Source organism: Psychrobacter fjordensis (assembly GCF_904845995.1).
Lineage (GTDB): Bacteria > Pseudomonadota > Gammaproteobacteria > Pseudomonadales > Moraxellaceae > Psychrobacter > Psychrobacter fjordensis.
This window is the reverse complement of the sequence record NZ_CAJGYP010000001.1, coordinates 1024883-1044644: the sequence shown is the minus strand read 5'-3', so window position 1 is coordinate 1044644 and position 19762 is coordinate 1024883. Positions and strand designations below refer to the sequence as shown.

The window sequence follows — 19762 nt, the reverse complement described above, 5'->3', positions numbered from 1 at the left end:
TAATTGTTTTTGATAGAACTGCCTTAACGTTTGTCTGGCACTATTTTGCAAACGCCATTTTCACACGCTTGCAGGACTGCTGTGCCATACACCATCTTGGTCACCCAGTTTGGAATTCGATAACGATTGCGAGCGACATACGGATAAACAAAGTTACCCAGTTGTTTGACCACTGGCAAAAACAACAACGGTGACCATTTAACGCCACTTGTCCTGTAGAGCAGTCGTACGGCATCCATGTGTGTGTACCAATTGCCGTAGCTGTCTTTCATACACATATAAGTCATCGCATCCTCACGGCTAAATCCTGCAATAGACAACTCATCTAGCCCCTCATCTACAGGAACTAAACGTATCTTCTCCGGTTGACGTTTTTTCATATTATGTGCCTCGGTGCTGCATATCACGCAAGCATCGTCGTAGTACATGGTAATAGATAAATTCGCTTGCTCTCTGTAACTGTTGATATGGTTTTGGATAATCATGTTACGACTCCTTTATGAGTGATACCTCAGCATCGAGGCTATTCGTTTTATTAATCACGCTAGATTCTTGATAATTATTGACTGGTGTTAAAACTGGTACTAAAAAAGGAATGACAGGCTGCTGCGTCCACTGCGGTGCGGCGGCATCTAAGCGCTTAGCCAGTATCGGTAAGTGATTGGTCGGCACCGCTGGAAATAGATGATGCTCGATGTGATAGAGCAAGTTAAAAGTCAGTAGATTAATCAGCGGATGGCGCTCACTACGGGCATATACCACGTCATCACAACCATGATGTACACTCCATACCGCAAAGAACCCAACCATCGTATTGGCCAATATCATCACCAATACGTGATAGATCAAAACTGGATGCATCGTAATAAAAGCAATGGCAATCACTGCGAAAATGAGCAAAATATCACAGGCAACCAGAATGCGATTGCGACGGCTACCATGCGTCAAGCCAAACCACTGAATCGCAATCGAGAAAAGTCCGCCTCCTAATATCGCCTGATACCACGGCAGGCGAGCCCAGTTGCCCTCGACATCGCTATCGCCAAGCGGATCTCTATGATGGTTGAGATGAGTATGCCGAATGGCATGCGTACTACAGAGCATCGTAATACTGAGAAAAAACAGCATGAGCTCGGTGGCAACTCTCCCTACTCCCAACGTTCGGTGATAACAGTCATGCGCTTGTCTGAGCGCAGCAGTGAAAAAGAAAAAAGTCGCCACAAGTGCAAGTAACCACCACCCTTGCCACGCGCTCCACCATGACAGCAATAAAAAAGGTAACGATAAAAAAATATTATAAACAGTCTCGCTCAGACTAAGCTGACGCAAATCTTGCCATTTAATACTGGCTAACGAAGGATGACGCATGATGTTCTCCTTACTTAGTGATAAGCAGTAGCTGTCTTACTAGCGCGACCACTTAATTTAATTGGCTTAGTATTATTTATTTTATTTCTGTCAAAAGTGAAATTCATAGATAAATTTTATTTATGTTTAGGTAATGCGATCAGACCCGTGACTATGGCACTTGCGCCACCAACACAGCAAATTAGCATGATATTTACTACGGAATCTATCGAATCCGACTTTAACATAAACCAAACTATACATAGAAACGTGCTCATAAAACCAACAGTAAATAAAGGCAGTACCTTTCTCATAGAATCAAAATAAATCTCAAGTTTGTATGCGCTATAGCCAGTCAATAATGCAGGCAACAAACCCAAAGGGAAACCAAAAACCGTACCAACTGCTAGTATTTTTATAAAGTCTGGTATTTCTTGCAGAGAAATACTTCCCTCAATTACAGAAAATACAATTATAAAAGAAGTAGCAATTAGACCTCCTATCGCACCACCTAGCAATCCATAGAGTCCTATTACTTTACCTTTTGGATAGTTTGAGACAGTAATTGTAGCGCTACTCCTAAGTTCGTTCATAAATACCTCTACATAAGTTTCACATGAAACACTTTATCAATAATTAGACTTCCGATCTTTTGAATTGATCCGTTAATGTAAGATTATTCTGAATTAATATTGTTATCTATTATAGGTTTTGGCAAAGCAAATACTCCTATTATTAAGGCACTTATGCCGCCAATCATAGCTTTTACTATCAACAGTGTTTCTGAGGATGCTAGAAAAGCCATACTTATAAAACCACCGATAACGAAAATGGTTAACAGACCTTTTCCATTACGATAAACCTTTATTTGAGCAATGATCCATCCTGCGAATAGCGACGGGATAAGACCAAAAATGAAGCCAACAACAACTGATATCATTAAAGTAAGTCCTAATGACATACTTATATTTATCAATTCAGAAAATATGTTCTGATTATTTTCCAGCCTAATCTCAGGTACCATTGATATTAGCCATATCATGAAACCAACTAACGCCCCTCCAAACTGTGCGTATAAGTTGATCACTTTACGCTGTGGATAGTCAGTCGATAGAGTAGCATTCTTTGTATTTTCGTTATCCATAAGCCCTACATGACTAAACCTGAAACACCCAATATAGTTATTTTAGCTAAACAACAAATTTAAGAAGCAACTACGTTTCACATGAAACGGTTACCTAGTCATTTATGACTTCTGCTCTGCTAACGCTTGCTCTAACGTTGGCTGCTGGAACTCATAACCTGCGTCCTGTAATGCTTGTGGTAATACTTTTTGACCATCTATCAATAGTGTCGACATCTCACCAAACATCAGCTTGAGTAAAAAATTTGGTAAGGTAAAAAAGGTTGGACGATGCAGCCATGCCCCAAGTGTTTTAGTAAAAGTATGATTGTTTACTGGGTTTGGTGACGTTAAATTATATACAAACGCTGGTGTGTCGTTGTTAGTCTGCAATGCATTATCATGTATAGTGTTAGCATCACTAGCGTGCTTACCAGCAAGATGTTGTTCAATAATGAATATCGCTGCCCCTACCCAATCTTCACGGCTGATCCAACTCATAATCTGCTGACCATTACCCAACTGACCACCGACACCCATTTTAAACGGTGTCAAAAGCTTACCAACCATTCCGCCCTCAGGATGAATCACTACACCAGTTCGCACGATAGCCACAGGTACAGCATAGTCTGTTGCTGTCAAAGCTAGCTGTTCCCATTGCTCACATAACTGATGTGAAAAGTCGGTCTCAGAACTACTGCTTTCAGTCAATGGTTTATCACCTTGTGTACCATACCAGCCAATCGCTGAGCCACTGACTAGCAGCTTCGGTTTGATAGTGGTACGGGCAATAAATGCGAGTATGGATTCGGTCGGTTTGATGCGACTGGTGAGCAACTGCTCTTTGCGCTCATCACTCCAACGCGAGTCGGCAATACCTGCGCCTGCTAGGTTTAAAATCACGTCAAAAGTATTTTCTGTTGTTGATAGCTCGTCATAAGTCATCATTTCAATATTACTGGGATGTGCTTGGCTATCATCACGTGTCAGCCAAGTAACATGTAGGTCTCTATCAGCCTGTTGATAACGCTTCTGAATCTCTTCACTGAACGCACTACCCAAAAACCCTGAACCGCCACTGATTAGAATATTCATGCTCTACTCCCTATGTGTATTATTTTTCAGTAAAACGTAACCCGTTATAGTTATCGTCTTCTTTTTTAGCCTTTATATCAAAACGACTTTTACATACTTTTGGTAAAGCAATGCAGCTAGCGATCGCTGAGTTGATCGCACCAAACAATCCTATGGCAATCATAAATGCCAATAGCACGCCAATCTCTATCAAAGAGTTTATGCCTAAATATAAAACGATTGCGCCCATATAACATGCGGATGTTGCGAACCCAACTAAGAATGTCGTGCGTAGACTCTTACAATCACCGCGCCATATCTTTTGACTAGCAACGATCATACCCGTTAATAAAGCAGGAATAAAACCCAGTAAACCAACGTATAGCAATGGCTGATAACCTATTTGAGCAAAATCAGCATCCCTAAATATGAATAACAAGAACAGCTGCGCTACCAGCCCACCAACCAAGCTACCTATCCCTGCAAACAGAACAACCACTTGTACATAAGGGTACGCATCTAACTCATTATTCTTTTTCATACTATTTATCCTATTAACATTCGTCGTTAATTTAGTATAAATATGGCGTTGGCAAAGCCCATGAAATTACTGTGGAGAATTGATGGATAGCGTAACTTATATCAATTCATACTTTGAATTACTCTCTAATCGATTTTTATACAAGCCTAGCGTATCTTCTACGAACTCATCCATTACCCATTTACCCCAAAAACCAGCGTAAAAATTCATGTTGGTACTAATCCGATAAGTGACATTGAAGGTGAGTCTGGTCATATTATTATTGACTGGTTCAAGATCATATTGTCCATGCAATAACTTAAAATGCTCACCGTTAATAGTGACATGATCATCTAGCGTTTTTGGTGGTACTGAGTTTGGATAAAACACAAACTGCCAGCGCAACTGACGATTGGGAATTTGTGAAATTAAAGGCTCATCAAATTTGATACCACCATGCCATTCACACTTACGCACCCATTGATTATTTTCCCAAATAGTAATTGCTGACTTAGGTGTAGGCACTTGCATAAAAGGTAAGAGTTGGCTCTCTTGATAAAAGCCTGCAGGTTCAATATTGTCAATGTTATTAATAGTTTGCCAAACCTGTTTAGGTGTCGCATTAATCAAGATGGTATCAGTCACTTGATAGGTTTCTGGCATTGGCTCAAGTGGTGCAAACAATACTAATAATGGCAATAGTGCCACACTATATAACGCCTTGCTCTTCCATACTTTCAGACACACTAGTCGCATACTCAGACCACCGAGTAACAAGGCCACATAAATGACTGGAGATGCCATCACAATACAAATCGTGCCTTCTTTGAGAATAGGGACAGAAATAATCAAAATACCCACTATCAACCAAAACGTTAATAGGAAAACCCGGCCAGTAGTAATTGGTTTACGATAGCTGGCTAGGTATACCGTCGTTGCACCAATAAACAAAGGTACACCCAATAAAAACTGCATACTGAGTAAATTACCGCCATCTTCAGCAATTTTATAACAAAAGATAAACTCTAATAGCATCAGTCCAAGCATGATCGCTATCGGTAATAGCTTGCGTACGGTAGAACGTGGGACATAATTTTGTTCAATTGATTTTTCTGCCTGCTCAACGTCACTTTTCTCTGTAATACGCGTCGTTGTAGCCACTTCATCTTCTGGTAAACGAGTAGCAGGTGCAATATCGTTATCATTATTTAAAGAACGCTCATTATCATTTTTATCAATACCTGAACCCATGACGATATCCTTAGAGACAGTTTTTTAGCTATTTTTCCAGTCGATTAGCTCAAGCGTTCAACATATTCTTCTAACGTAGGTAATGCTGACATGCCTGCTAACACAGCACTTATACCTCCCGTTAGACCAATCCCTAACAAATAAGGGATACCTGCTATAGAACTTAAAAAAAGAAGATAGAATACCGTTGTTACAATATAGCCAACTAGGAAAGTCTGTATCCACCATCCTTTTTTGATAAATCGCTTTTTACTGACGTGCCAAGCACTAATGATAGACATCATACTCATCCCAAGTAGCCCACCACCTATGATATATATTGGAAAAAATAAGATAACCAATAACCCTATGCTTTCATCAGAGGTGAATAAAATCGCTATAAATGGAAATAAGATTAGCTGAAATAAAGTACCCAAAAGTATGAATATTCTATGCACTTTTTTCTCAGGGTAAATATTCAAACTATTACTTGGCTGAGTCGATAATATTTGCATACAACTATCCTTTTATTCAACTGTCTAATTTAATAAGCACACTAAGCAAAACGCTTACGAATAGGACACTCACTATCATTATTTCTTTGATTTCTGTCTTTTAATTTATTCGCATTATTATTTATAAATTCCATTATAGTAGCCATATTTGGCAATACATGTGCCTTAGTCAGATGTGCTGCTGCTACATCTAAACGCTTGGCAAGCTCAGGTAAATGATTGGATGGCACAGCAGGAAAGAGATGATGCTCTACGTGATATAACAAGTTAAAAGTTAAGAAATTGACCAAAAGATTGCGCTCAGTTCGGGCGATTGTCTCATCACAATCATGATGCACGCCCCACACGGCGATAATGCCGACACTGGCATTGGCCAACATCATCGTCAGTAGGTGATATATCAACACTTGCGCCAACGTTGAAATAGCAGGAACAGCTACAGGAAGCACAGTCAATACCAGCGCAGTGATAATAACAAGGAAAATCAAGCCAAACTCTAACCAAGCGATATGTTGATTACGACGACTGCTGAGACGCAGCCCTTGCCGATAAATATCCAATCGATACGTTATCCCGCCAAGCAACGCTTGCCACCATGAACCTTTTGCCAAACGGCCTTCGATATCACTGTCGCCCAGTGGGTTACGGTGATGTTCCATGTGGGTGGCTCGGATACTATGCAAACTGGTCATCAATAGTACGCTGAGCAATAATAATATGCCGGTAACGGTACATTTGCTCACGCCCAAGCTATGGTGATAACCGTCATGCGCTTGGCGAAAAGCAGCAGCGAAAAACAAATAAGAAGCGCCACATGCCATCACATACCAAGATTGGCTGGCGAACCACCAAGACAACAGTAAAAATGGATAAGGCAGAATGAGGTTATAAGCAATTTGAGCGCGCGTTAGTTGGCGCAAATCCTGCCACTCAACTGAAGCCATTGCATGTCTAATGGCTGGCTCTTTATTAGCGTGTGTCTTATTTGCATTCATTTTACACATCCATTTGTCGTTGCTGTTTCTTGCTGCTATTTTTATCGAAACTCGTACCACTTAAACTTGGCTAGCCTTTATACTTTTTACATAAATTTCTGTCTAAACAGAAAAGGTTACTCAAATTTTTTATTTTAGATAACACATATCACTATCAACGTAGAATTTTTTTAATACTCGCACCCAGTTTAAGGACTTTTTTGAGAATACTGGTAGGTAGCTTGAGCATCTCAGCAGACCAAGTGGTGAGCGTACTAACGAACTCTTGGGTGTCACGGATACGTGCTTTTACATCGCTGTTTTCGTGTTCGAATTCAGGACTGTCCATCAGCTCTTGTAAGAACTGCACCGTTGGCTCTAGCTCACGCTTCTGTCGCTCGACCACAATAATACGTGCTAGCTCCCAAACGTCGGTATTGGTTGTGAAATGATCGCGACGATCACCTAATATGGAGACTTTTTGCACCAAGCCCCAATGCTGCAACTCTTTGATACTGTTTGAGACGTTAGAGCGAGCAACACCAAGTGTATCGGTAATTTCTTCAGCATTTAGCGGCTTACCGATGATGAATAGCAACGCATGAATCTGTGACATGGTGCGATTGACGCCCCACTGCGAGCCCATCTCACCCCAATGTAAGATGAATTTTTCGGTCACAGGATTTAGTTTCATAATGGCTATTCACTTATTTTTTGCGATATGGCTTATTTCTTGATTGTTCTGCTTATTAACTCATCTTGCGCCATTCTTTTGTTTCTGTCAATAGTGAAATATAAAAACAATACCTATCATTTGTATGATGACGCTTAACTCATTATATTTAAATGACTGCTACTCTCTAACGAATGATTAAGCCAGTGGTTGCATCGCGAATTTGACTAGGCAAGGTATAGCCCAACGTATCAGCTTGTAAGTAACTGATGTGCTCGCCAAAATAGGCATAAGCATCGTCGAAGGTCATGGCAGGTTGCTGTCCTGATGGATTGCAGCTGGTAGAGACCAACAGTCCAAATGGATTGTATGCGCTGACCAATTGTTGGCACAATTGACGAATAATAGGATGAGCAATGACCCTTACTGCGACTGTCTGATGCTGCCCCGTTATCCAAGAAGGAATAGTAGTAGCCAGCGTCTGCGGAATAGGCAGCAACCATGTATGTGCTTGCCTATATTGCAAACTATCATCGTTATTATGGCCACTATCTGTCTGCCAACTCTTTAAAATAGGGTCACGCTGTTCATCTGTTAAAGACGATAGCAAAGGAGCCAGACGTTCTGCGCTGTCCGTAATGACAATCATACCTTTGGCTTGTGGGCGCTGCTTAATATCTAGAATACGTTGAACGGCTGCTTTATCATAAGGGTCGCAGCCAATACCCCACACGCTCTCGGTAGGATACGCGAGCAACTGCCCTTCTTTGAGGCTATGAGCTGCTTGTGAGATAGAATCGGTGATAAAGGGTGTGAGATGATTCATGGCTGAAATGGTTTAGACTAGTAAAAGATTAGGTACTAATCATAACATAGGAAAAAGTTGAGCTCAGACAACAAATTTCAAAAGTTGCCAATTTTTTACTATGTTAAATGAGTTAGAGACTAGCAAACAGAAACGTTTAAAGTTAGGCAAGTGTAGCATTAGACGCGTAAATAACGTCCGCCTTGTACACTAATAACACCCAGTAACTCAAGCTCCATCAACTGTCCAATCAATTGTGGTGGTGCAAGCGTAGTTGCTACGATAAGCGCATCTAAATCCTGTCCATGCCAATCAAGCTGCTCATAAATAAGCGTTAAATGCTCAGGTACGACGATAGCGCTAGGAGGAGTTTTGATGTTAGAGGGTGACGAAGTAACATGGCTAGATGTGACTTCACTACTATCCGTACCTATCATTCTTTGGGATGAATTGTCATTCGATTGCGATACGCTTGTTGTTATATAAGAACCACGATCATAGTTCAACTGACCGCTGACATCTTCTAAAACTTGCTGAGGATGATAAATCAAAGTGGCGCCTTCACGTATTAAGTGATGACAGCCCTCGGCATTACTATTATCAATATGACTTGGAATCGCAAAGACTTGCTTACCCTGTTCAGAAGTGAGGCGTGCGGTAATGAGTGACCCGCTTTGAACAGTAGCTTCTGTCACGATGGTCGCTAGCCCAAGTCCAGCGACTAAACGGTTGCGACGTGGAAAAGTATGTTTGTGCGGCTGAGTATGAGGCAAGAGCTCACTGATAATACAGCCACCTTGATCGATAATTTGAGCAAACAACTTATCATGATGGTTAGGATAATTAACATCAATACCCGTACCCATCACCCCAACTGTTCGACCTTGGTATTCAGCGTCCGCTTGAGCCAACGCACCTAAATGCGCTCGTTTATCTACACCCATAGCTAAACCACTGGTAATAATGTAGCCTGCCTGCGCTAAATATTGAGCGATATCAAAAGTGATTTTCTGTGCATGTGCGGTGGGTTTTCGGCTACCGACGATGGCGATTTGAGCTTGATGTAGACGTGCGTGATTACCACGATAAAATAACAATGGTGGTGGATCATAGATTTGTAAGAGTTGGGCGGGATAGTTGGACTCATCAGCAAATAGTAGACCATAGCGTCTCTCTATAAGTGCTTGCTGAATTTTATCGATATTGGCTTGTGTTTGCTCTGGCTGTTCATGACGTTTGAGATGAGTATGATGAATACCTGCTTGCCGCCATGCTTCTACTTTGGCTTGCCAAGCAAGCTCTGCATTTCCAAAAGAGGTTATGAGTTTGTGATAAGCCGATAATGACGCATTCACCTCGTACCACAGCGCCAGAACTGCACGCTGATCGTCTGTTAAAGAAGAGGTGACTGCCGTCATAGTCCTTTATCTCTTATAAGTGGATTTGGAATGGCTAACCTTCCAATAATCCCGTTATTTCCTTATAGATAAGGAGGTGGTAGTAACTGGTCACCGACATTAAGCGGTAGCTCAGAACTAAGCACATAAGCATAGCTAATATGATCAAACGTATTAAAGACCATTACCATACCTGTTTGTTCATTTGGCAGGCGTACAGGCGTATCTTCATCTTTGATATCGCGTACCAAAGCACCTTTTTGATAGACCGTCAGGACATCACCAGGCTTAGCACCTTCGGTACTACCTAGATTAATAGCGACCACACTACCCTTCGCTGCTGAACTGATTGAATCCATTACACGTACAATCATACCACCACGACTGGTACTAGCAGGCGTTGGGTAAAACACAGGTGGAATAGAGTTATTCAATTCAACAAATACGCGGTCGCCTTCACGTACTTCTTTGCCATAACTGTCGGTAAGCTGCAAGCTAGTAACACCGTTGGTTTCGGTAGATGTGACTAAACCCGTTGCTACTTGCGTGACTTCTAAGCCAATAATATTTTTCGTCGTGGGATCAGTATATAACTCGCCTTCACGATAGATACCGTAGCGCTGTCCGATGATAAGCGGCACACCTTTAGCATATATCTTGTCACCAGTTGCAGTGATTAAGTTACCTTTTTTAGAGGCCAGTATATAAGGAGTCGTATTAAAATCTTGTGGATTAACAATGACTGTTTTATCTAGCCAATGTTGAATAGCAGACCGAGGAATAGAAGGAATGCTGTTGGCAGTTGACGTAACCGTTACCTTGTTAGCAACCACGTTGCCTGTAAGTTGCTTTTCAACCCCAGCACAACCTTCACCTGTATCCACACCAATGAGCGTCTGACCTTTAATCACACACAAGATAAGAATGTCGTTAGGATAGATAAGATTGGGGTTTTTGATTTGCTTATTAGTCGCCCAAATCTCTTTCCAGCGCCATGGACTATCCAGATAGCGCCCTGAGATATCCCACAACGTATCACCTTTTTTGACAGTGTAGCGGTTGGGTGCATCTGCTTTAAGAGTGGGTGGTGGATTGTTAGCGTGGGCAGTGCTCATCAGCATCGCACTGCTAAATGTCGTCAGTAACAGTGCTTTTGCTATCTTGTTTAAGCTCATCTTCATTGTTATATCCACAATATGTACCGCTATTATCGCCATTAAAATCGCACTTAAGTCTATTTTTCCAGAAGCTCTTTGTTCGATACTTAAGCAAATAAGCCAGCATCAAGATCCAAAAAAAATATAGACTTAAAGTTGCATTTATTGTGACGCCTAGAGGGCAGCTGTTCAGTGTAGTTGACTGGTTTTATTCCTAAAAAAGCGCCTAGCACAATGATGACTCGCTGACGCTGTTCCTAATATTACAATTATATCTACCATAACACAATCATAAACACTTTATTACAATAGTGTAACCTTTATGTGGATATTTTCTTTAGGTTTTCTATTGAATATAAGCTCACCATTAGCAGTGGTTTATGCAGGGTTTGGCGTGACATGCTGGCGAATTTGCTCAGCGACCAATTCAGCATTGTTATCAAGCACGACCACATGCTGCGGCAAACTCTCTAACCCTTCGGTATGAGCTGGGCGAGCGATATCTATCTGGCCAATAGCTTCAACGATGGTATCCGCAAACTTAACAGGTAATGCTGTTTCTGCACAAACAATGATTTCGCCCTCTTTCTGCAACTCTTTAGCGACCTTGATACCGTCAGCTGTGTGTGGATCAACCAGTTCACCATGTTGCTCATACAGTGCTTTGATGGTCTGCAAGCGATCGCTGTGGGTAGATTTGCCAGCAGCAAATCCATAGCGAGTATTAACCGCTTCCATTAGCTCAGATAGATCGAAACCTTGACCAGACTTCACCCCTTCAAATAACTCATGGACGCGTGCACTGTTTTTCTCTAATAATAGATAAACAAAACGCTCAAAGTTAGAGGCTTTTGAGATATCCATCGACGGGCTTGAGGTGATATAGGTTTTTTCAGTCGGACGCGGCTGATAAGCGCCTTGATTAAAGAAGTCATTCAACACGTCGTTTTCATTGGTTGCGACAATCAAGCGGTCAATTGGCAGTCCCATTTCACGCGCGATGTGACCGGCACAAATATTACCGAAGTTGCCTGATGGTACGCTAAAGCTGACTTTTTCATCGTTGCTCGTCGTGACTGCAAAGTAAGCTTTAAAGTAGTAAACAATCTGCGCTAGGATACGACCCCAGTTGATAGAGTTTACCGTACCTAGGTTATAAGCCGCTTTAAACTCAGCGTCTTGCTGTAGCGCTTTGACGATGTCCTGACAATCATCAAACATACCATCGATAGCGATATTGTGAATATTATCATCGGTCAAGCTATACATCTGCGCACGTTGGAATTCACTCATTTTGCCATGTGGTGACAACATGAAGACTTCGATATTTTCTTTGCCGCGCAGTGCATACTCTGCCGCACTACCCGTATCACCACTGGTTGCACCAATGATAGTAATACGCGCGTCTTTTTTCTTAAGCACATACTCAAAAGCATTACCCAAAAACTGCATAGCAACATCTTTAAATGCCAATGTCGGACCGTTTGATAATCCTAGAATATATAAGTTATCTTCGAGCTTGCGGACAGGAACAATCTCGTCAGAGCCAAACACCTCGGTAGTATAAGTGCGTTCAATGAGATCTTGCAAATCAGCCACAGGAATATCTGTCGCAAAACGCTGCATTATCGCCATCGCAAGCTTTGGATAGCTGAGCGTACGCCACTCATCGAGCGTTGCGCTATCGATATTCGGATAATGCTCAGGCAACATCAAACCACCATCTGGGGCAAGACCCATCAAAAGCACATCACTAAAATCCATCGGTGCTGTTTGACCACGGGTACTTATGTATTTCATGTTTTGTCCTATCGAAAATCGTTTTGTTTATTTATTGAATACTACAAAGATAAATAGCAAAAAAGCAGCATGTTTTTAAGCTTAAACAAGCGGCTTATCGGTGTACATGGTAGGCTTTTAGCCCTGCTGACGCTTACTTATGTACAAGCAAAGTGAAACATCATGTTATGAAAATTTTGATTCTTTAAATCTTCTTTGTCAATAAAGAATTGGAACTCACCATCAATAGGAATAATATTATAGCGTTTGCCATTTTCGTTCTTTATATACTTTGTTGAGGTTAACTGAAAGAATAAACGAAGATTACTCAATCTTTCAACATCTCCTTCAGGATAATCACAAACATAACGTGGGTCACCTTGGCAAAAAGTCCCGAAACCAAGTACTTGATTACCTTCGGTGCTATAAGTCATTTGTTCATAAAACGTCCATTCTTCTTCAGATAATGTTAGATGCGAGTAGCCTTCTGTCTCGCGATCAAAAGCTATATCACCCGTAACTGGATACCCAACCTTTTGAGAAAAGCCCAATGTCATTTCTTTATAAAAAGGTAGGAAGTATGAACTGTTAGGATACTTTTTTTCAAACCATTCACATCTATCTTTTGATAAATTACGATATTCGTCATTGTTCGCATCCCATAGACTTTCGACATCTCGCCATAAAGTGCGGATTTCATTTATGACCGCTTGATTGGCAGGCTGTGTTGGTAGTTCTGCATAAAATCGAATACATTTACTGGTGTCAAAATCTTTATCATGTAAAAAAATTTCCGTATTAAAAATAGGTAAAAAAATCTGTAACAAACCTTCTTGTGGTAAATCTGAATGTTGCCCTGCTTGCTGAGACAGCTCTGTAAAGTTAAATTGGGCAAATAATAAATAAGGGTAACCATGCTCATCACGCAAGCAGTCTTCACCTTGTGGAATATAAGGAAGGCCACCGTATTTGCTTGTGATGAGAGACTGCTCTTTTTCAGCAATTGACACATCAATTGTGATATAAGACTCAGCGACACTATTGTAAACTTCCTTGAGCATTGGTGACATTTTTGAGTTTGACTCATTTTTATTTAAGCTTTTTGCATCAGACATACTAAAATCCTGTTTTTGAAAACTTATAAAGCTATTTAGATTAGCAACCGTAGGTTAGGCTCTTAGATCAGATTTTTTAGGTTTGAATATAAGTTAGCTCAGCCTACTACACAGAAATAGCATGTAAGGTATACATTTATCTAAGGTTGATTTCTCCCTTTTATATAGGCTGTATGGAAACAAGCCAAATATAATATTGTAACGGACGCGAATGGCTACCTTGTGTTTAATTCTACCCAATAACACTACTCTTCCTTCCGCAACAACGCATAATAGAAACCATCGCCACTCGCGCTATCAATCGGTAAGCATTGACGACCGATTGCTTGTTCGATACCCCAACTGCATTCTTCGGTAAACTCAATCGCTACCGCATCATTATGATGAGTGATAAAGTCCTGCATTTGCTCGACATTCTCTTGCTTTAAGATAGAACATGTCACATACAGCAAATAACCACCTGCTTTGAGTTGTGGCCATAGGTTATGCAAGATATCTGCTTGCAACAGTGCCGTTTGCTCGATATCTTCTTCGGTACGCAGGATACTGATATCAGGATGACGGCGAATAACGCCAGTCGCGGTACAAGGAGAATCTAATAATATCGCATCAAATACGGGTTCATTTGTCGCCGCTTTTTTATTTTTGCCATGCTGCCATCTGGTTGCATCTGCACAGACAATGTTCAATGCAATGCTATTATCTGCTTGCTGCAAATCATGCTGACTCAGATTTAGACGCTGTAAATTCTCACGAATACGCTCGATACGTGGTGCTTCGTTATCGATAGCCGTTACCTTGATATCAGCAGTCACAGGTGACGTTTCAGCACTATCTTGTTTCACGTGAAACAACGATGATTCGTCATTAGCGCTGATGAGCTCTAACCAGTGAGCAAGCTTACCACCAGGTGCCGCGCAAGCATCTAGAATATGTAGCTCATTGTTATTACTTTCATCATTGTCGCTGTTAGTATTCGCACTTTCAGCAATGAGCTTAGCCATCAATGCTTGATTGATAATCGGTGCAGCGAGCTGGGCATGCATGTCTTGAACGCTAGCCGTTCCTAAAGCGAAATCAGGCAAAGCGTTAACAGCAGTGCTTTGATGCAGTCTAAGACCTTTGGTTGATAGTGTAGTAGCAGCGGCAGACTCTGACGAATTCGCTACCTTAAAACCAGTCGTTAGCTCAACGATATCTGCATCAATTTCTGCCCCGTCCAATGCATGCTGATACTCCTCTACCGAAGTAACCGCCGAGTTCACTCGTAAAAACATCGGTGCTGGTTGGCGCAAGCCTTGTGTCAGCTCATCATACTGCTCGCTCCAGTCTTGCTTAAGCTGATAAGCGAGCCAATTCGGTAGGCTATGCTTTTTATCGCACTTCTTACGGAATTTGCTTGGATTCTTGGCGACTTTACGCAAAATAGCATTTACCAAACCAGTTGAATGGGCAAATTCAATTTCTTTGGCAGCTTCAACGGTTTCATGAATCGCGGCATGGTCAGCCACTTCTAAATAGAGCAACTGTACTAAGCCTACTTGAATGGTCGTACGAACCTCAACTTCATCAATAGGGTTGTCTGCGAGCGTATCGAGCAAACGTGCCAGCGCATGCCACTGGCGCAATGTTGTGAGCAATAATGCATGGGCAAAGCCTTTGTCACCATCATGCAGACTATTCAATAATGGATCAAGGACGCTTGAGAGCGACTGACCGTTTTGAATAGCCAGTAAGGTGCGAATCACACGCACGCGTACGCTACCATTCATAATAAGGTTGCTTGATGGTTTGAGCTTATTGTTTCTAGGCGCAGTACTGTTTTGTCTCATTAAATTTCATTTCCTTGACGTATCATCGATAGCGTCTTGTGCAGATAGGGTTAACTATCATTAAGTTAGGTTCAGTTATTTTGATTCTGTCGTAAATTGATCGCCGTCATTTAATTGGTTGCCGTGGCAAACTTGTTCAGCAGTCATTGGCTTACCACCTGCAAACTGCAAGTGAGTAATGGCTAAAGTGGTGGACGACGACTCGGTATCATTATCCTTACCACAAGCGACTAAAATCGCTTTACGTCCGACACTCACCACTGTACCAGCAGGCTCGTTGGTTTGCTGAGATGCATTCACAGGCAGACTAGCCAACACTTTGACACGTTGCCCTGCAAGAAAAGTATAAGCACCTGGCCACGGAGTCAGCCCTCGGATTTGGCGTTCAATAGCAGCAGCAGGCTGTGACCAGTCAACTTCACCTTCCATTTTGACCAGCTTTTCAGCATAGTTGGCTTGACTATCATCTTGAGCGATAGCTTGCGCTTGATAAGTAGATAAATCTTCTAGTACCGTATTGATAGCCGTTGCACCAAGCGCAGCCATTTTATCGTGTAGACTGGCAGCAGTATCAATAGGATCAATACTAGCGCTGACTTTATAAAGCATGTCGCCCGTATCCAACCCTTTGTCCATCTGCATAATAGTAATACCTGTCTCATCATCTCCAGCCAAGAGTGCCCGATGGATAGGTGCTGCACCGCGCCAACGCGGTAATAGTGAAGCATGGATATTTAAGCAACCATGAATAGGTGTCTCTAATACGCCGACAGGTAAAATCAACCCGTAAGCGGCGACAATCATGATATCAGGCTGGTAAGTTCGCAGAGTTTGCCTAGCAGCCAATCCTTCTGTACTGGATTTTTTAAAAGTGAGTGGTTGCTCTACAGGGATATCGTTTGCGAGTGCGACCTCTTTCACTGCAGAAGCCGCCAGCTTTTGGCCACGACCTGCTTTGCGATCAGGCTGTGTGTACACCGCGACAATCTCTATATTCAGTACGTCTTGCTGACTAATTAGTGACTCCAGACTAATCGCTGCAAACTCAGGCGTCCCCGCAAATACCACCCTCAATCGGTCAGTAGATAGAGAATTATGGGGAATAGATAGCGTAGATATATCTGAGGTAGAAGCAATTGTAGTCATAATCATGCATTATATAGGGTTAAGTTGCTCATTATAGGTGAGTTTACAACGTTGTGCCATGATTGTAACTGTAGCAATGCGGCGTTACTAATGACGCCGTTTATCTTTATAATAGTTAAAGAACTTAAAACCATAAGGAATTAAGCAAGCTACCTACTGATTCAAACTTACGATTCACTCACTATGTTTTTTCGTGTCGATATAGGACCACGTTTTCATGCAACAATTTCAGTCCTTAAAGCGCTTACTTATATTTTATGCACTGACGTTGTTAGTGATGCTAGTGCTGTATTACTTCTCGCTCTTTCACGAGATAAAAACAAACAGTGAACAACAAAGTATCAATACCTTTTATTCATTACAACATGAAATCACTGAGCATACTGGCCCACTAAATCCTGAAATTGACAGATTTTTGAAGCAGCTTGCCTTTGAGGGTATCAGCTATCAGTTGGTGTTTATGATGCCATCTGGTCAGACTTATATTCACCGCTATACCCGTCCAAATGAGCGTGCTTTCCCTACCGTCAGCTTTCCCACTATTACATCATCACCTATTGATAATAGTAGTCACAGCGCCTATAAGCTTAACAGCAGTAACTTGACAGGCACCATCAAGCTCAAAAGTGGTCATCAGATTTATATTATATTACGTCATAAACCGCTTATCATTGACTGGATATCTTACCGATATTGGTTACCGCTGATGACAGCGATTATACTTTTTGTGATCGCGTTACTTTATATGCTCAATCGCCGCATCAATTGGGAACAGCTAATAAGTTATACCGACAGCTTAAACAGTCATAAACAAGAGGTTTATAGCACACCACCTTTTCTATATAAAAAATCCACGCCTGAGTTTTTGCGTTTGGGTCATGCGCTGAGCCGTGTCAGCTATCAACTACACAGTAACTATCGCCGTATAAAAACCCTCACACACCGTCTTGAGCGTTTGGTAAACCAAGCACCATTGCCGATGATTATGATTATGCGTCATGGTCAGATTAGTTTTTGTAATCAACGGTTTGACCAAATATTTATTTGTCCCTCTGAGAGTGACAAAACCTATGAGCTAACGGACTTTGTCGCAGGTAAAGATGAGTCTACTCAGTCGCTACTACAAACATTGTCTAATTTACGTGTCACTCGTACCTTGAGCGTTTATGGATTAAAGGATAAGCAAGCCTATCAATTAAATATCACGCCATGGTTCGGTGAACACGGACAAGTTCACGGCTTTACAGTGATTTTTAACAACATCAATGAAATTGTTAAGCAAAATGAGCAATTGCAGCAAAAAAACAAACAGCTGAAATCTAAGCTTGACGAATTCTATAAGCTCCGTCTTGTTATCGGTCATAAGCTGCGTGTACCGATAGAGGCAATGATCGATACCCTTGAACCTATCGATCCTAATAATCTAGATGCTAGGCAAAATAGGTCGTTAGATATTCTGATAAGAAACAGCCAAGACATGCTAACCTTGATCAATGACACATTGCATGTTGGCAATATTGAAGTTAGAAAAAGTCGACTGAATATTGAACCTGTTGATATTTATAAATTGACTAAGGAAGCTAATAGTCTAGTCATCAATGATATAAGACAGCAGGGATTGGAGTTGATTTACTTCTTTGCCCCAGATTGCCCACGTTACATTGATACTGATGGCGTTCGCTTACGTCACATCCTATTAGATTTATTGAAAAATGCCATAAAATTTACAACTTCAGGCTATGTTGCGCTCACGATAGATCGTGTCACAGAAGAGCAGGTCAAGCGCGTAAATAACGACCGTGTCCTTCCTACCCGTAATACTATGATACCTACTCACGCGTCCCACTGGATTCACTTTAGTATAAAAGATACAGGGATAGGCATTGATGCTGATAAAAAAAATCAGCTCATCACTGTTTTTAATCAAGAAACCAATCTAGATAAGAACAAATCAAGTCAAGCTACTGAGCAAGCAGGCACAGGGTTAGATAATGCCAATAGCTTTGCACAATTATTAGGTGGTTTTATCGAGTTGGAAAGTACGATAGGCAAGGAGAGTATATTTAATGTCTACCTCCCTTGCCGCCGTCCTAACTATCAGCCGGTATATCATCAGAATCAACATTTAAGTGGCATCTACCTCATCGCTGTCATCGAGCAACCACTTGTTGCTGAAAATTTACAGCGCTTGTGCAAGCACTTAGCCATCCCGATGACTATTCATACCGCTGTAGACTTAGCCACCTTAAGACAATTAACAAATACATTAGTACAGAACGAGCAGATGCTCACGCCTATTCTATTGTTGGATTATGAGTACTACAAAACCATCACTTTAACTGATAATGATGACAACTCTCAAAATATAGAAACAGATATAGTAGAGAAGCAAATAGATTGGAAATATAAAACACTCAATAATAGCGATAAGCTTCAGGCTTTGAACGACTTGCTAGCGACGCCTTTATTACCAAAATTATTATTTAGCATGAAGCCTGAACGTCATATTCCGTCTGTACTGTTAGACAAATATGATGGATTTTTGACCAAACCATTAGATGCTAACTTACTGGTTTCTGAATTGCTGCGCTTAACAATATCAGCTAGGCAAAAGCTTGCGGCACCTATCAGCTGTGAAAAAGAGAGTAACCAACAACCAATAGACATAGCTGAACCAAAACCAGAAACCTTGTCACCACTTATTTTGGTAGCAGAAGACAGTCCTACCAATCAAAAAATAACCTGCAAAATATTGAGCAAACTGGGCTATCGTAGTGTTGTCGCAGAAGATGGTCAGCAAGCATTACACAAACTGAAAGAGCAGCGCCAAGATATCTCTCTTATCTTGATGGACTGTCGAATGCCTGTCATGGATGGGTTGCAGGCTACTCGGGCTATCCGTGCGCAAGACGACGATATTCCTATCGTGGCGCTGACGGCAAACAATGCACAAGAAGATCGTGATGCATGTATGCATGTAGGAATGGATGATTTTTTATCTAAACCGATTAACAAGAAAGAATTGGAAGCCGTATTAGGTCGCCTAATACAAGTATAAAAAGTACCCTAATCGCA

General features: G+C 41.4%; 18 protein-coding genes. 1 reads left to right on the top strand and 17 read right to left on the bottom strand.

Translation table 11 applies throughout. From position 1 onward, the window contains the following. Positions 1-23: 23 nt before the first annotated feature. The 17 genes from JMW61_RS04370 to fmt all read right to left on the bottom strand — a co-directional run bounded on the left by JMW61_RS04370 (position 24) and on the right by fmt (position 16687). Positions 24-485 carry a thiol-disulfide oxidoreductase DCC family protein gene (locus tag JMW61_RS04370; protein WP_201549753.1) on the bottom strand — a complete coding sequence of 154 codons (462 nt, stop codon included), beginning with the start codon at positions 483-485 and terminating at the stop codon, positions 24-26. A 1-nt stretch (position 486) separates the two neighbouring features. Continuing rightward, complete coding sequence (locus tag JMW61_RS04365) at positions 487-1368, bottom strand: fatty acid desaturase family protein (protein ID WP_201549752.1); 882 nt, start codon at positions 1366-1368, stop codon at positions 487-489. A gap of 116 nt (positions 1369-1484) precedes the next feature. Beyond that, positions 1485-1940 (bottom strand): hypothetical protein, encoded by a 456-nt coding sequence (locus tag JMW61_RS04360; RefSeq protein WP_201549751.1) that lies wholly within the window; start codon positions 1938-1940, stop codon positions 1485-1487. An 83-nt stretch (positions 1941-2023) separates the two neighbouring features. Further along, positions 2024-2491 carry a hypothetical protein gene (locus tag JMW61_RS04355; protein ID WP_201549750.1) on the bottom strand — a complete coding sequence of 156 codons (468 nt, stop codon included), beginning with the start codon at positions 2489-2491 and terminating at the stop codon, positions 2024-2026. A 102-nt stretch (positions 2492-2593) separates the two neighbouring features. Then, positions 2594-3565, bottom strand: coding sequence for a TIGR01777 family oxidoreductase (locus JMW61_RS04350; protein WP_201549749.1), 972 nt, complete (start codon positions 3563-3565; stop codon positions 2594-2596). A gap of 19 nt (positions 3566-3584) precedes the next feature. Next, a complete protein-coding gene (locus tag JMW61_RS04345) occupies positions 3585-4085 on the bottom strand; it encodes a hypothetical protein (RefSeq protein WP_201549748.1) in 501 nt (166 codons plus the stop codon). Positions 4086-4181: 96 nt separating this feature from the next. Continuing rightward, a complete protein-coding gene (locus tag JMW61_RS04340) occupies positions 4182-5315 on the bottom strand; it encodes a hypothetical protein (RefSeq protein ID WP_201549747.1) in 1134 nt (377 codons plus the stop codon). 44 nt (positions 5316-5359) lie between these two features. Then, positions 5360-5809 carry a hypothetical protein gene (locus JMW61_RS04335; protein ID WP_201549746.1) on the bottom strand — a complete coding sequence of 150 codons (450 nt, stop codon included), beginning with the start codon at positions 5807-5809 and terminating at the stop codon, positions 5360-5362. A 41-nt stretch (positions 5810-5850) separates the two neighbouring features. Then, a complete protein-coding gene (locus JMW61_RS04330; RefSeq protein WP_201549745.1) occupies positions 5851-6804 on the bottom strand; it encodes a fatty acid desaturase in 954 nt (317 codons plus the stop codon). A 154-nt stretch (positions 6805-6958) separates the two neighbouring features. Then, positions 6959-7477, bottom strand: coding sequence for a GbsR/MarR family transcriptional regulator (locus tag JMW61_RS04325; protein WP_194196282.1), 519 nt, complete (start codon positions 7475-7477; stop codon positions 6959-6961). 166 nt (positions 7478-7643) lie between these two features. Beyond that, positions 7644-8282 carry an L-threonylcarbamoyladenylate synthase gene (locus JMW61_RS04320; RefSeq protein WP_201549744.1) on the bottom strand — a complete coding sequence of 213 codons (639 nt, stop codon included), beginning with the start codon at positions 8280-8282 and terminating at the stop codon, positions 7644-7646. A 158-nt stretch (positions 8283-8440) separates the two neighbouring features. Next, positions 8441-9679 (bottom strand): DNA-processing protein DprA, encoded by a 1239-nt coding sequence (dprA, locus tag JMW61_RS04315; RefSeq protein WP_201549743.1) that lies wholly within the window; start codon positions 9677-9679, stop codon positions 8441-8443. Between the two features lie 62 nt (positions 9680-9741). Continuing rightward, on the bottom strand, positions 9742-10839 hold the full coding sequence (locus tag JMW61_RS04310) for a LysM peptidoglycan-binding domain-containing protein (protein WP_227680754.1): 1098 nt from the start codon (positions 10837-10839) through the stop codon (positions 9742-9744). Between the two features lie 354 nt (positions 10840-11193). Beyond that, positions 11194-12615 (bottom strand): threonine synthase, encoded by a 1422-nt coding sequence (gene thrC, locus JMW61_RS04305; RefSeq protein WP_201549742.1) that lies wholly within the window; start codon positions 12613-12615, stop codon positions 11194-11196. 137 nt (positions 12616-12752) lie between these two features. Then, complete coding sequence (locus JMW61_RS04300; protein WP_201549741.1) at positions 12753-13709, bottom strand: DUF1963 domain-containing protein; 957 nt, start codon at positions 13707-13709, stop codon at positions 12753-12755. A 245-nt stretch (positions 13710-13954) separates the two neighbouring features. Continuing rightward, entirely contained in the window at positions 13955-15541 is a 1587-nt protein-coding gene (locus JMW61_RS04295; protein WP_201549740.1) for a transcription antitermination factor NusB, read from the bottom strand. Between the two features lie 75 nt (positions 15542-15616). Next, positions 15617-16687, bottom strand: a complete 1071-nt coding sequence (gene fmt / locus JMW61_RS04290; protein WP_201549739.1) for a methionyl-tRNA formyltransferase — start codon at positions 16685-16687, stop codon at positions 15617-15619. Positions 16688-16904: 217 nt separating this feature from the next. Here fmt and JMW61_RS04285 point away from each other — a divergent pair, with 217 nt between their 5' ends. After that, complete coding sequence (locus tag JMW61_RS04285) at positions 16905-19745, top strand: response regulator (protein ID WP_201549738.1); 2841 nt, start codon at positions 16905-16907, stop codon at positions 19743-19745. Positions 19746-19762 lie beyond the last annotated feature (17 nt).